At 37.1% G+C, this 13,184-nt stretch carries 14 protein-coding genes and 1 riboswitch; of the genes, 10 read left to right on the plus strand and 4 right to left on the minus strand.

Annotated features, from left to right (window positions below; all coding sequences use genetic code 11):
* Nucleotides 1-7: 7 nt before the first annotated feature.
* Together ACLHDG_RS03140 and ACLHDG_RS03145 are read right to left on the minus strand one after the other, a co-directional pair.
* The gene (locus ACLHDG_RS03140) at nt 8-202 is read right to left on the minus strand and encodes a DUF2892 domain-containing protein (RefSeq protein WP_415407537.1); all 195 of its coding nucleotides are present in this window, start codon (nt 200-202) and stop codon (nt 8-10) included.
* Nucleotides 203-275: 73 nt separating this feature from the next.
* Nucleotides 276-2,207, minus strand: a complete 1,932-nt coding sequence (locus tag ACLHDG_RS03145; RefSeq protein WP_415407538.1) for a thioredoxin domain-containing protein — start codon at nt 2,205-2,207, stop codon at nt 276-278.
* Nucleotides 2,208-2,347: 140 nt separating this feature from the next.
* On the opposite strand from ACLHDG_RS03145, the gene dsbD reads away from it, so the two are divergent.
* On the plus strand, nt 2,348-4,174 hold the full coding sequence (dsbD, locus tag ACLHDG_RS03150; protein WP_415407539.1) for a protein-disulfide reductase DsbD: 1,827 nt from the start codon (nt 2,348-2,350) through the stop codon (nt 4,172-4,174).
* A gap of 6 nt (nt 4,175-4,180) precedes the next feature.
* Here dsbD and ACLHDG_RS03155 read toward each other — a convergent pair whose 3' ends face one another.
* The gene (locus tag ACLHDG_RS03155) at nt 4,181-4,639 is read right to left on the minus strand and encodes a DUF6524 family protein (protein WP_415407540.1); all 459 of its coding nucleotides are present in this window, start codon (nt 4,637-4,639) and stop codon (nt 4,181-4,183) included.
* Between the two features lie 109 nt (nt 4,640-4,748).
* On the opposite strand from ACLHDG_RS03155, the gene ACLHDG_RS03160 reads away from it, so the two are divergent.
* From ACLHDG_RS03160 to ACLHDG_RS03180, 5 genes are all read left to right on the plus strand, one after another.
* Nucleotides 4,749-5,609 (plus strand): S1 RNA-binding domain-containing protein, encoded by an 861-nt coding sequence (locus ACLHDG_RS03160; protein ID WP_415407541.1) that lies wholly within the window; start codon nt 4,749-4,751, stop codon nt 5,607-5,609.
* A gap of 52 nt (nt 5,610-5,661) precedes the next feature.
* On the plus strand, nt 5,662-6,108 hold the full coding sequence (locus ACLHDG_RS03165) for a YidB family protein (protein WP_415407542.1): 447 nt from the start codon (nt 5,662-5,664) through the stop codon (nt 6,106-6,108).
* A gap of 141 nt (nt 6,109-6,249) precedes the next feature.
* Entirely contained in the window at nt 6,250-7,815 is a 1,566-nt protein-coding gene (locus ACLHDG_RS03170) for an endonuclease/exonuclease/phosphatase family protein (protein WP_415407543.1), read from the plus strand.
* A gap of 2 nt (nt 7,816-7,817) precedes the next feature.
* Nucleotides 7,818-8,252 carry a protoporphyrinogen oxidase HemJ gene (gene hemJ, locus ACLHDG_RS03175; protein WP_415407544.1) on the plus strand — a complete coding sequence of 145 codons (435 nt, stop codon included), beginning with the start codon at nt 7,818-7,820 and terminating at the stop codon, nt 8,250-8,252.
* 67 nt (nt 8,253-8,319) lie between these two features.
* On the plus strand, nt 8,320-9,096 hold the full coding sequence (locus tag ACLHDG_RS03180; protein WP_415407545.1) for a DUF2231 domain-containing protein: 777 nt from the start codon (nt 8,320-8,322) through the stop codon (nt 9,094-9,096).
* Nucleotides 9,097-9,158: 62 nt separating this feature from the next.
* Here ACLHDG_RS03180 and ACLHDG_RS03185 read toward each other — a convergent pair whose 3' ends face one another.
* The gene (locus ACLHDG_RS03185; RefSeq protein WP_415407546.1) at nt 9,159-9,512 is read right to left on the minus strand and encodes a c-type cytochrome; all 354 of its coding nucleotides are present in this window, start codon (nt 9,510-9,512) and stop codon (nt 9,159-9,161) included.
* Nucleotides 9,513-9,749: 237 nt separating this feature from the next.
* Nucleotides 9,750-9,828: riboswitch (cyclic di-GMP riboswitch) on the plus strand.
* Between the two features lie 101 nt (nt 9,829-9,929).
* On the opposite strand from ACLHDG_RS03185, the gene ACLHDG_RS03190 reads away from it, so the two are divergent.
* Genes ACLHDG_RS03190 through ACLHDG_RS03205 form a run of 4 tightly spaced genes read left to right on the plus strand, consistent with a single transcriptional unit; the run spans nt 9,930 to nt 13,181 of the window.
* The gene (locus tag ACLHDG_RS03190; protein ID WP_415407547.1) at nt 9,930-10,697 is read left to right on the plus strand and encodes a type IV pili methyl-accepting chemotaxis transducer N-terminal domain-containing protein; all 768 of its coding nucleotides are present in this window, start codon (nt 9,930-9,932) and stop codon (nt 10,695-10,697) included.
* 30 nt (nt 10,698-10,727) lie between these two features.
* On the plus strand, nt 10,728-11,483 hold the full coding sequence (locus ACLHDG_RS03195) for a type IV pili methyl-accepting chemotaxis transducer N-terminal domain-containing protein (protein ID WP_415407548.1): 756 nt from the start codon (nt 10,728-10,730) through the stop codon (nt 11,481-11,483).
* A 12-nt stretch (nt 11,484-11,495) separates the two neighbouring features.
* A complete protein-coding gene (locus ACLHDG_RS03200) occupies nt 11,496-12,320 on the plus strand; it encodes a type IV pili methyl-accepting chemotaxis transducer N-terminal domain-containing protein (protein WP_415407549.1) in 825 nt (274 codons plus the stop codon).
* Nucleotides 12,321-12,329: 9 nt separating this feature from the next.
* Nucleotides 12,330-13,181, plus strand: coding sequence for a hypothetical protein (locus ACLHDG_RS03205; protein ID WP_415407550.1), 852 nt, complete (start codon nt 12,330-12,332; stop codon nt 13,179-13,181).
* Nucleotides 13,182-13,184: the final 3 nt, after the last annotated feature.

Here is a 13,184-nt window from a genome sequence, read left to right on the forward strand (position 1 = left end):
AACTTTTTTAATCGTTGTTAACTTTACAGCCGGTGTTAATACCAAATAGTGCGTAAGGAGGGCACCAACCGATAGCTGCCGTACCTAAAAGTACAAGACCAATGGCACCAAGCCAATTTTGATCCATAACGCCCCAGGCAATTACTGCTGCTCCTGCAACACCTCTAATGATTCTTTCGATTTTTCCTATATTGCATGTCATAGTAGATCCTTTATTTTTAGATGTACCATTATGACAAGATAAACAGAGTCTGTCTGTAACGTATGTTACACAACTATCTTTTTTCTAAAACTTTTAAAATTTCCTTAAAATCTTTCTCATGTCCAAAACAGCTATTTGAATTACAAAGCATAAATCCGTCATTTGTATCATTTTTGATAAGTGTAAATGGATAAGTGATAGCATCAAGTTCTGTAATGTGCAGTGCAAGTTTCTCTTCTGTAGCTTTAATGATGATGTCATCTTTGAGATAGCGTATGATCATACGACTCATCTTAGGGGTGGAGATAGGTTGACGCATGACATCATAAGAGTAGATCTCTAATGTTTTAAAGACGAACTTTTTATAAACAATATCAACTAAAGAAGAGAGGCTGTAAAGCAGTGAGATCATGGTTGAAACAGAAGAGGGGTAGGAACTGTCATGGATATCTGCATCCGTTTCAAACTCTCCTCTTGAAAACTTCCATTTACCGTTAACATAATATTTTTCTATGGCAGAGTTCGCCAGCTTGGTAGCAGTGATGAGGTATTTTTCATCGAGTGTACTTTCATATGCTTCTATGAGGGTTTCTCCTAAAAATGCATAATCTTCTAAAAATGCCTGTATCTTAGGCTCTTTCCCTATAAGTGTAGAATGGAAGAGTTGAGAGTTGATGTACATCGTCTCCAGAAGCTTGTCTAAAGATTTTATGGCAGGCTTGAGATACTTACTATCTGTTCTTGCAGCTTTAAAGAGAGATTTTATCATCATCGCATTCCAGCTTACGAGTACTTTGGTATCTATGAACGGATAAACACGTTTCTCTCTGCGTTTTTTGAGTGCTTCAACGGCTTCTTTGTAGTATGGTATATCTAAGGAACTGGGGTCATCTACACGGATGATGTTCTTGCCCTCAAAGTTTCCCTCTTTTGTAATGTGTAAGGCTTCTGCTAACTTTTCATGCTCTTTACTGGGGATACCGGCTTTTTCAAATGACTTGAGAGCTTTGTCATAAGAGTAGACAAAGTATTTACCCTCTTCACCTTCCGTATCTGCGTCAGAGGCAGAGTAGAAAAGTCTGTCTTGACTCATTTTTTCTAACATGAAGTCGATGGTTTCAAAAGCAATATCTTTATAAAAATTATTATTCGTCACATGATATGCTTTGAGATAGACCTCAGAGAGCAGGGCATTGTCATAGGTCATCTTTTCAAAGTGGGGTACCAGCCATTCGTTGTCTGTACTGTAACGACAAAAACCACCTTCTATACGGTCATATAGACCGCCTCTTGCCATAGAAGAGAGTGAGAGTATACTCATGTTGAGTGCCTCTTTTTCTCCTGTGAGACGGTAGAGATCCAGAAGTAGGTCAAGGGTAGAAGCTTGTGGAAACTTTGGTGCTTTGTTAAACCCTCCCTCTTTGCTGTCAAAGAGTTGGTTAGCTTGGTCTAAGACTCTGGCTATGATACTCTCATCCAGTTTGGTAGCTTGTATCTTGTCTTCTTTTGGGTTGAGGTGACGTAGTATCTTGTCGGCTTCGTCTACAAGTGTCTCTTTTTCATTCTTATATTTATCGGTGATGACATCAAGGAGTGCTTTAAAACTCATCATTCCATACTTAGGTTCATCAGGGATGTAGGTCGCAGAGTAAAAGGGTTTAAGATCTTCAGTGAGGAAGATAGAGGTAGGCCAACCTCCGGGACGACCATTCATCAACCTATACACATCTTGAAAATGTTTGTCGATGTCAGGCCGTTCTTCACGGTCTACTTTGATGGAGATAAACTTTTCATTTAAGATCTTTGCTGTCTTTTCATCTTCAAAAGATTCATGTTCCATGACATGACACCAGTGACAAGAACTGTAACCAATGGAAAGAAAGATAGGTTTATTCTCTTTCTGGGCTTTTTTAAATGCTTTTTCACCCCAAGGGTACCAGTCTACAGGATTGTCTGCGTGTTGCTGCAGGTAAGGGGAGTGTTCGTTTTTAAGATGATTTGCCATTTTTGTACCTTTTGCACATTTGAGGTTAATATTTGGTTGACTATAATGCGTTAGTATTACACGGACTATACACACATATCATAATACAATTGTATAAAATTTCAATAGAGAGAAGAGGAAAAATGAGGAATATTTTTAAAATGTTACTTTTAGCAAGTGTGCTTTTAAGTACATTTGTATTTGCAGATTTTGGAAGTGCCTTGAAAAAACAGACCTTCTTAAAGCCTGAAGAAGCATTTAAAGTTTCAGCTGTCAAGAAAGATTCTATGATCGAAGCAACGATCACCTTGGGTAAAGAGATTTATATTTATGATGATTCACTTCACATTAAAGTGACCAAACCTCAAAGCTTTGAGGTCAAAGAGATTCAAAAACCTGAACCTCATGACCTGCATGGTGACCTGGTTCATGAAGGTGTAGTATTGGTAAAAATACCGACCGATGTCATAGAATCCAAAGTATCAGGATCTTATACGATCAGCGTTGAGTTTGAGGGTTGTAATGCACGTGGTATCTGTTATCTACCTGAGAAAAAAACTTTTGAGTTTAAGAGCAGTGGTACTGCTGCATCTCCAACTGTTGAAACTCAGGAAAAAAGTCAACCCTCTGTTTCCAAAGTAGAAGAAGAGGGAGTTTTTGATAAGATCTCTTCTCTGACAAAAGAGGGTAACACAGCTAAAATAGCTGATGTATTGGGAAGTGAAAGCTCATTCTTCATTATCATGCTTTTCTTTGTCTTTGGTTTGTTATTGGCACTTACTCCCTGTGTCTTTCCTATGATTCCTATACTCTCTTCTATCATTGTTTCACAGTCAGGTGATGAGAAACCAAGTGTAGCAAAAGCCTTTTTTACCTCTTTAGTTTATGTGGTTTCTATGGCGTTAACCTACACGGTTGTGGGTGTTGTGGCAGGACTTCTCGGTGCAGATATACAAGCAGCGATGCAAAACCCTTGGGTACTTACCGTCTTCGCTGCGATGTTCGTAGCCCTTGCATTTTCACTCTTTGGCTACTACGAGATCGGACTTCCAGCTTCATGGCAGTCCAAGATATCTAAAGCCAGTGATGATGCACAAAGCAAAGGTATACTTGGAACTGCCATCATGGGACTGCTCTCAGCATTGATCGTAGGACCTTGTGTCGCACCGCCATTGGGTGGAGCAGTACTGTTCATCTCCCATACCGGAGATGCTTTGCTTGGAGGAGTAGCACTTTTTGTGATGAGCATGGGAATGGGTGTACCGTTACTGCTTGTAGGTATAGGGGCAGGTAAGTTCATGCCTAGACCTGGCGGTTGGATGACACGTGTTTCACAAGTATTTGGTGTGATGATGCTTGGACTTGCAGTCTTTATGCTTGCACGTATCTTACCAGATAGTTTGACACTGATCTTATGGTCACTGCTCTTTATGGGTTCTGCACTCTATATGGGTGTATTTGACAATAGTTCTGAGAGTAAAGGGATGATGAAACTGGCACAACTGCTGGCTATGGTCTTTATGCTCTTTGGCGCATCCCTCTTTGTAGGTGCACTCAGCGGAGCTACTTCTATGCTGCATCCATTTGCAAAGTTTACTTCCGGAGGTAAAGGTGTTGCCGCAGTAGAAGTAGATAAGAGTAAACACTTGGGCTACTCTGTGGAACGCCTAATGAAAGAGGTAAGAGCATCAGATAAACCTGTAGTCGTAGACTTTGGTAAAGACTCATGTACTGCTTGTACAGAACTTGAAGTGATCACTTTTCCAGACCCTAGAGTACAAGAACAATTAAAACATTTTACTTTCATCAAGATAGACCTAACAGCCAACAGTGATGAAGACAAAGCACTACTCAAAAAGTACGAACTCTTCGGTACGCCAAACATCATCTTTTTTGGTAAAGATAATAAATATATACAAGAAAAAGGCTTGACAGGGTTTATCCCCCCTGAAGATTTTGCGAAGCATTTGGAGAGTATAGTTAAATAATAACTTTTACTCTTCTTCCGTCATATCTGTAGTATAAACACCGGTAAGTTTTTTCCAGATGATAGAGGCGTTAAGCCCAAACCAGATAAGAAGTCCTACACCGATAGTGGCTGCCCAGCCTGCATGTTCAAATTGACTTATATCGATGATTTGATACTCTTGAAGTCCCCAGATAAAAGCAGCAATGATAACTACAGTGAGTATAGCACCATACAGTTTAAGACTCTGGAAAATGGACTTGATCGCAAGTAACCAAAGTGCAAGCATGATAAGGATCCCAAAGGGTGTAAATCCGGAAAGAAGGTTGTCAGAACTACTGATGTAGTGGATAAAATGATGTCCCATAGGATTCCATGTGCCTATAGCCAGTGCCAATGACATGATAAGGGTCACCCACCACTGTAAATGGCTCTCTTTTTTACCTGATTTAGTGGTTGATGTTTTGGTTAGAAATCCTGGAAGCATATATAATCCTCTTATTTTTTATAAAGAATTATATCAAAAATTATTTAGCTATAATGTCAGTATAAAATTGTGAGCAGATCACAAAACACTTAATGAAACGGAATAACACATGTCAGAAAAAATCCAAAACAAAAAAATCAATATCGGTGAAGTCAATACCCTTAAGATAGAGCGTGATACAGACTTTGGTTACTATCTCATAGCAGAAGATTATAATGAAGTGCTTCTGCCTAATGTGTATATCATGGAAGATGAAATGCCTATGGGGTCACTGTTGGATGTGTTTATCTATACAGATTCAGAAGACCGTCCTGTGGCTACGACTAAAATGCCTTATGCAAAGTTGGGAGAGTATGGGTACTTTACAGTTGTGGATTACAAATCATATGGGGCATTTGTAAACTGGGGACTGCCTAAAGACCTTTTTGTACCTCTTTCTCAGCAAAAAGAGCATTTTACCATCGGTAAGAAGTATCTTTTACGTGTTTGTTTAGATGATCAGACAGGACGTTTGTTCGCCACACAGAAGATAGGAAAGTATTTTAACCGTGATATGAAAGGGTTGCACCAAAACAAAGAGTTGGATGTGATTGTTTTGGCGAAAACACCACTTGGCTATAAAGTAGTGGCAGATAACCAGTACGAAGGTATGCTTTTTAACAATGAGATCTTTGAAAACATCAAAATAGGTGACCGTAAAAAAACCTATATTAAAACAGTAAGAAAAGACTTTAAACTAGACCTCTCTTTACAACCCATAGGACTTAAAGCGAAGATAGGTGAAGCTGAAGGCACCATCATACAACTACTAAAAGAGGCTGATGGAGAGTTACCTTTCACCTATAAAAGTGATGCTGATGAGATAAAAAAAGTCTTTGGTATGAGTAAGAAAAACTTTAAGCGCACATTGACAGAGCTTATAGAAACAAAGAAGATAGAACTTTTAGAGAGTTCTATTAAACTTGTATAAATCTTTTTAGTTATACTTGTCGTAATTGTAAAAAATATTTAAAGGAAATAAAATGAATTTAATGGATCTTTTAAAAGTGGGTGGTGCACTCATTCAGGGTAACAGTGATGATGCTACAACAGGACTTGATGTAGATGATATCGCTAATGCACTAAATGGATTGATCGGAAACGGTGAAGGTGGACTTAATCTTGGTGCACTTGTTGGTGGATTATCTCAAAATGGTTTAGGTGAGATCGTAGGTTCATGGTTGGGAAATGGAGAAAATAAATCTATCTCTATGGATCAAGTTACTGATCTTTTAGGTTCAGATAAGATCTCTGCATTTGCTTCACAGCTTGGATTGAGTGAAGAGAGTGCAAAAGGTGCTTTAGTTGATGCACTTCCACAAGTAGTAGATCAGGCAACATCAGGAGAAGGTACTATTATGGATGAAATGCTTGCACAGGTAGGCGGTCCTCAAGGTGCTATGGATATGTTAAGTAAGATGTTTAGATAGTAGTTTTGTAGGGTAGGCAGTACCTAAAGGCATACACTTTGATAAGTGTCCACCCTACATCATAAAATATTACAATTTGACAGTTTTTTACCTTCCTCTCTTTTAGTTGGCTACAATACCTTTAAAAATTTAGGACTGCTTGTGCGATATCTTTTTCTCTTTTTACTTCCATTATTACTTTTTTCAAAACCATTCAAAGTAGCCACGTATAATGTAGAAAACCTTTTTGATGCTCATTTTCAAGGTACAGAATACAAAGAGTATATCCCGGGTAAACATAACTGGAATCAAAGAATGGTGGATATAAAGCTCAATCATACAGCTGAAGTGATCTGTGATCTGGATGCAGATATCCTTGGACTTCAAGAGATAGAAAACAGTATCATATTCGAAGCACTGCTTAAACGTTTGAACCGGGTAGGGTGTGAGTATCGTTATGGTGCTATTACGCATAAAAAGGGTGCGCCTATTCAAGTTGCACTTCTTTCAAGATATCTTATTACCCATCAAAAAGAGTTGCAGGTGAGCTATTCAGCTTTTGTACGTAATATTTTAGAAGTTGAGGTGGAGGTAGAGGGAAATCCTCTGACACTTTTTGTGAACCATTGGAAGTCAAAAAGCAGGAAAGGAGTAGAGAGTAAACGTATTAAATATGCAAAGACCCTGCAAAAGAGAATACTTTCTTTACCTGCGAAGAGAGAATATATCATCCTGGGTGACCTGAACAGCAATTACAATGCACATTTAACACTGGATAAAAGGCTTGATGATACCAATGGTGCGACTGGCATAGGTGATGTGTTACAAACAACCATAAATAAAAAGCTTGCACGAAAGCATCAGATCTTAAAAGCTGAAAAAGGTACCCATTACAATACATGGCAGGAAGTGCCTTTCAAATATCGTTGGAGTCATAAGTTTTATGGAAATAGAAGTACACTAGACCATATCTTACTTTCCTCAAGTATGTTTGACCATAAAGGCATAGATTATGTCAATAACTCTTTTAAGGTTTTTAAAGCCTCTTATCTTTTTACCAAAAAAGGGTATATCAATGGTTGGAGATATAAAAATGGTAAACATATGGCAAAGGGGTACTCTGATCATCTCCCCATTTATGCACTTTTTGATATGAAGCCGTATATAGATGAAAAACCAACGAGAAGAGTTACAAAAACTGTCAGTCAAAATATTGAATATCTTTACAGTATAGAAGCGTTGAATAATGAGATAGGATTGAAAGATGCTGTTGTTGTGTTAAAGCGTAGAAATCATGCCATTATTAAACAGACTCCTCATGGTAGAGGTATCTACCTGTATGGTTGTGCGAAAGGTTTAAAAGAGGGCTATAGTTATGATCTTTTAGTGCAAAATATCACAAGTTATAATGGACTCAAAGAGGTGACAGATGTTATCACACTTAAAGAGAAAGAGAAAGGGAAGGTGGATCTGGATTCTTACTATCATTCAAGCAAAGAGCTATATCCGGGTACGTTGAAGCAAAATGAAGTGATACGTGATTTGACAGGGGTTTATCGAAATAAAAAATTCACTATAGAGGGGAAGGAATTTCCCATCTACTTTAAAAAGAAGAAAGATACACCACCCAATGGGTCTAAGCTAAAGATAGACTATGCCCATCTTGGATATTATAAGAAATTACAGTTAGTGGTTTATAGCACTAAAGATTTTACTGTTTTGGAGTAATAATGGCGTATTATAGTTGGATATTGGCATTTCATGTGATGAGTTTTACCTCTTGGATGGCAATGTTGTTTTATTTGCCGAGACTTTTTATCTACCATAGAGAACATGCAGATAATGAAGCATTTGGAGAAGTGGTAAAGATACAGGAGTATAAACTCTATGCATATATAGGTGTACCTGCAATGTGGGCGACTATCATCTCCGGTGCTGTTATGCTTTATCTCAACCCCGGTATTTTTCAAAGTGGCGGATGGATGCATGCAAAGTTATTCTTTTTGGCATTTCTGATCGCATATAGTTTTTCACTTAATATGATCCGCAAAAAACTCATCATAGACCCGTATTATAAAAGTGGTAAATACTTCAGATTTTACAATGAAGTGCCAACACTTTTGATGATATTTATCGTGATTATGGTTATTGTCAAACCATTTTAAACAAAACACATGAAACTAAATAATTTTGTGTTATACTTTTCTAAATTTTAAATTAAAGGATTGAAGTATGGAATTACCTGCTATCAAATTACCACAGATCGAACTCCCGTTTGATATCCCACTATTAATGCACCCGCCAGTGGATCATTTTATCATTGCATTGCCAATTATTATTCTCTTGTTGGAGTTTATTAACCTTTTTGCAAAGAAGAAAGCTATAGGCGTTGTATCTTTCTTTTTACTTATTTTAACTGTAGTAGCAGCAGTAGCTGCATATCTCACAGGAAGTGTAGATGGTAAAGAAGCATTCCCTTTACTTAGTGAAGCAGCACAGACAGAGGTAAAAGAACATAAGCTTTTTGGAACATACCTTATGTTAGCTTCTGCAATAGTGTTGGTATTTAAATTACTCTCTGCGATGATCAGCAGAGGACTTATGAAGGCACTTTATCTGTTGGTTCTTATCTTGTTTGTGGCAGGTATATTGAAACAAGGTAAAGAGGGTGGAGAACTTGTTTACAAATATGGTGTAAATGTTGAAAAGGTACAAGAGCTTGATAGCGAGCTTTTTGATGTTAAAGAAGAACTTGAAGAGTTGCAAGAAGAAAATAAACCTGCGGAAGCTGAAGAGAAAGAAGCTGCAGAAGCAACCGAAACTAAAGAGACTCCGGCAGAAGCTGCACCGGCAACAACTGAAGTTAAAGAAGCTCCAGCAGAAGCTGCACCTGAAAGTGTAAAAACAGAAGTAAAAGAGAGTGCTGAAGCCGTAGCAGAGAAAGTTGAAGAAGTAAAAGTAGAAGTAATACCTCAAGAGGTAGAAAAGCCACAGATCGCTACACACTAAGCATTTGATTTTTAGTATGACTCCACTATATTGTGGAGTCACATATTATCTCAAATAACCCTTTATGATCCGCCATCTCCGGCGGAGTCATATTCTATCTCATAACGATCTTCATTGACATTTGTTTTAAGAGTGGAGAGATACTTTGCCATCTCTATGGTTTGGTCCTCATCCAATGATTTAGCAAAAGATATCATTACTGAACCAAATGCCGTACGTGTTTTACCTTGTTGCAGATCTTTCAATCTTCGTAACAATACATCTTCTCTTAAGCCTTGCAGCCTAGGTGAAGCTCCCATCCCCTCTGCATACATACCATGACAAGAGTTACAGGCATTTTTAAGGTAGAGGGTTTCAGCATCATTAGAAGCTAAAAGTATGAGTGGGAATGAGAATATGAGTACAAATTGTTTCATGGTTTATTGTGATACTCCATTTTTTAGATATTTTAGCAGAAATATGTCATTTTTTTTGACATTTTTTTGACAATTTTAGTTTATACTGTTAAAAGTAGTTAGTTTTATATATTATAAGTTTAGAAAATAATTTTATTAATTTATAGATTAACTAGATTTTAGAAATACTGTTTTATAAGACTTAACAAAGTTGTCAAGCAGTATAATAAAACAGAATAAGTAATATATGCTATGTTTATTTGAAAAAGCCAAACTTGTTGTGAAGCAGGGACGGAAAGTTATGGGTCTCTTGTATAGAGATCGCCAAACTGCCAGTAGAGTTTATGTGCTCCTGCTTCTATATGTTTTTGACTTTTTTATGGATTTTAGTGTGGTTACTATCCACTAAGTATAAAGGAGTTTATAGTGTCTCATTTTATGAAAAAAGCAATAAAAATTGTACTTCTTCCCTCTCTTATTTCCAGTTTTGCGTTTGCAATTGAAATAAAAAATCTCTCAGTAGCAGTAGATGTGGCGGGGAAACAAAGAATGTTTACACAACGTATGTTAAAAGATTATGCGATGGTAGGACTAGAAAATAATTTTGGAAATCCAGGAGAAGACCTTAAGAAAATAATGGGATCATTCGATAACCATTTGGCATCACTTAGAAAGTTCAATACTGACCCTGCAACTGAAGAGAGTTTGGCAAAAGTCAGAGTACTTTGGGATCCTATCCAGTTGGCATTAAATGAACCGCCAAGCAAAGATAAAGCAGGGAAAATGCAAGAAGATCTGGAGGCACTGCTTAAGCAGTCCAATGAAGCAGTTGGTCTCTTCGCCAAACAGACAGGAAAGGCTTCCGGGGAAATTATTAATATATCCGGAAGACAGAGAATGCTCTCTCAAAGAATGGCTAGTCTCTATATGTTAAAAGTTTGGGGGATAGATGATCCTCAATTTAAAACAAAGATGACTAAGGCAATGGACTTATATAGAACATCTCTTGAAAAGCTCAAAAAGTCAGAAATGAGTACACCTGAAATTACAATACTCTTAAACAAATCAGGAAAAGCATTCAGATTCTTTGAAGTCATGAATAAGTCAAGCAGTAAGTTTATCCCAACACTTATTTATAAGAAGTCAAATGAAATGTTAAAAGATATGAACACGGCAACAGGACTCTATGCCGCACAAGAAAAGTAGGAAGATAGATTGATAGTAAAAAAAATAAAAATGAGCCTGACAACAGTTTCAATACTTGCCACTTCAGCCTCAGCAATAGAAATAACCAGCCCTACACACGCAGTTGACATAGCAGGTAAGCAAAGAATGTTTACGCAGCGTATGTTAAAAGATTATGCAATGGTAGGTATGGGAAATACTTTTGGTAAGCCGGGAGAGGATCTTAAAAAAATATCTGGTGACTTCCAGGACCATATGGAATCTCTTGCAGCTTATACTAAGAGTGATGAAGTCAAAAAGAGTATAGAAAAAGTTGAAGCACTTTGGACGCCACTCAAGCAAACACTCTCGGAAGCACCAAGCAAAGAGAAGGTAGAAAAACTTCAAGTAGATCTAGATGCGCTTCTTAAAGCAGCAGATGACACTACAAAACTTTTTGCAAAAGAGTCAGGAAAGGCATCAGGAGAAACTGTGAATAAAGCAGGACGACAGAGAATGCTTTCGCAAAGAATGGCAAGCTTGTATATGTTGAAAGTTTGGGAAGTGGAAGATCCTCAGTTTAAAACTAAGTTAGATGATGCAATGAAGCTATTTAAAACTTCATTGGCTGAACTGGAGAAGTCAAGTCTGAATACCGATGAAATCAAAACACTTTTAGCAAAAGTCAAGAGGTCGTTTATGTTTTTTGAAATGATGAGCAAATCCAAATCAAAATTTGTTCCAACACTGATATATAAGAAATCAAATGATATTCTTGTGAATATGAATAGTGCAACACAAAAATATGTTGCTTTAGAAACTAAATAAAAGGAAGACAGGATGAGAAATAAAATGATTAAGAACATAAGTGTGGCGGTAGTGGCAATATTTGTATTGTCAGAGGTTTCTATAGCAGAAGAAGTAAATACAGCACCTTCAGCTTCATCTGATCCGGTAGTTATATCAGATACAGTAAAGTTGATAGATATGGCAGGTAAACAAAGAATGCTTTCTCAACGTATTGCTAAAGATTATCTTTATGCCGGTAAAAAGATCGCACCTGCCAAGGCGAATAAGCAGCTTAAAAGTTCTCTTGCTGAGCTTATCGAGTCTCATAAAGTACTTGTTAAGTCTATTAATGATCCTGATATTAAAAATCTTCTTGCTTTTGTTGAGATGAGTACGGAAGACTTTGAATCAACAGCAAATGAAGAGTTTACACTTGACAATGCTCAATTGGTTATAGATTTAAGTGAGTCTATGCTGGAAGGTAGTCAATATGTAGTTGATTCATTAAAAGAGACGGTTAAGATACAAGAGTCTAAAATCGTAGGACAAGCTGGTAAGCAGCGTATGCTTGCACAACGTATTGCCAAATATTATATTGCATACCAAGCTGGGATTAAAGATAAGAATACAATTGACCAGATGAAAGCAGCAGTAGCAACGTTTAGTGAATCTCATGCAGTACTTATGGTGAACGCAGCAAATACACCGGAGATCAACAGAAAACTCAATGAAATAGACAGACTTTGGAAAATCGTATACAAATTCTATCTTAATATTGAAAAGGGTGGATTACCATTAATTGTTTTCAATACTACGGACAATATTACTAAAAAGATGAATCAGATCACAGGGCTTTATGTGGAGCTATATAAATAAGGGGAAATGATGAAGAAGATATTTTATGTATTTTTTCTTGTAGTGGGAGTAGGACTCTTTGCTGAAGCTAAGGTTGATAAGAAAGAAGTGAATACAACATTGCTTACAGCAGAGAAAATTGAGTTTGCAATGTCTAAAGAAGAAGTAAAAAAGGTCATTGCTGCAACCAGAGGGGATATTAAGGTTATAGAGGCTTCTGAGAATATTAGATACCTTAGTCAAAAGATGGTTAAAGATTATCTTTTCTTCTACAAGAATCAAAATAAAGTGGAAGTAAAGCGGGGTCTAGAGAGAGCACTAGATAAGTTAAATGACAATTTTAGGATTATCGCAACGACGACAAAAGATACTGATACAAAAGATATCCTTGAATTTCTTGCGTACAGTAAAGACCAGATAGAGCAGATATTCAATGAAAAAGCGGATAAAGAAAGAGCAGCACTGATGCTTGATTACAGTGAAACGCTTCTTGAAGGAGCTGACTCTATAGCGAATGCACACAAGTATGATTTTTCTGATGAAGAAAAAATGCTGATGGTGACAAAAGAGATGGAATATCTTCTGGAAAGAGTTACCAAGTACTATATGGCTCTTCATGTAGGATTTAGCAATCCTACAAATAAAGAGCAGATGCAGGAGTCAATAACTAAATTAGAAGAAAACATCGCGCAGATAAATAATTACACATATCCTGCTGAATTCCAGAAGGCACAGGTAAAAATGAATGAGTCATGGAAGGCAAACAAGAGCTTTTTTGATCAGTCAGAAACTCTGTTTATCCCTAAACTTATGTTTACTTCAGTTGACTATATGGAAGATGTTGTTGTCCAGATAGCACTTCATCACAGTAAAAACCAATAAGAA

Source organism: Sulfurovum iocasae, assembly GCF_047716765.1.
Classification (GTDB): Bacteria; Campylobacterota; Campylobacteria; order Campylobacterales; family Sulfurovaceae; genus Sulfurovum.

Excerpts from the sequence above, each read along its gene's own strand:
- ACLHDG_RS03140 (WP_415407537.1), bottom strand. The coding sequence starts at position 202 with ATGACATGCAATATAGGAAAAATCGAAAGAATCATTAGAGGTGTTGCA.
- ACLHDG_RS03145 (WP_415407538.1), bottom strand. The coding sequence starts at position 2,207 with ATGGCAAATCATCTTAAAAACGAACACTCCCCTTACCTGCAGCAACAC.
- dsbD (WP_415407539.1), top strand. The coding sequence starts at position 2,348 with ATGTTACTTTTAGCAAGTGTGCTTTTAAGTACATTTGTATTTGCAGAT.
- ACLHDG_RS03155 (WP_415407540.1), bottom strand. The coding sequence starts at position 4,639 with ATGCTTCCAGGATTTCTAACCAAAACATCAACCACTAAATCAGGTAAA.
- ACLHDG_RS03160 (WP_415407541.1), top strand. The coding sequence starts at position 4,749 with ATGTCAGAAAAAATCCAAAACAAAAAAATCAATATCGGTGAAGTCAAT.
- ACLHDG_RS03165 (WP_415407542.1), top strand. The coding sequence starts at position 5,662 with ATGAATTTAATGGATCTTTTAAAAGTGGGTGGTGCACTCATTCAGGGT.
- hemJ (WP_415407544.1), top strand. The coding sequence starts at position 7,818 with ATGGCGTATTATAGTTGGATATTGGCATTTCATGTGATGAGTTTTACC.
- ACLHDG_RS03180 (WP_415407545.1), top strand. The coding sequence starts at position 8,320 with ATGGAATTACCTGCTATCAAATTACCACAGATCGAACTCCCGTTTGAT.
- ACLHDG_RS03185 (WP_415407546.1), bottom strand. The coding sequence starts at position 9,512 with ATGAAACAATTTGTACTCATATTCTCATTCCCACTCATACTTTTAGCT.
- ACLHDG_RS03190 (WP_415407547.1), top strand. The coding sequence starts at position 9,930 with ATGAAAAAAGCAATAAAAATTGTACTTCTTCCCTCTCTTATTTCCAGT.
- ACLHDG_RS03195 (WP_415407548.1), top strand. The coding sequence starts at position 10,728 with ATGAGCCTGACAACAGTTTCAATACTTGCCACTTCAGCCTCAGCAATA.
- ACLHDG_RS03200 (WP_415407549.1), top strand. The coding sequence starts at position 11,496 with ATGAGAAATAAAATGATTAAGAACATAAGTGTGGCGGTAGTGGCAATA.
- ACLHDG_RS03205 (WP_415407550.1), top strand. The coding sequence starts at position 12,330 with ATGAAGAAGATATTTTATGTATTTTTTCTTGTAGTGGGAGTAGGACTC.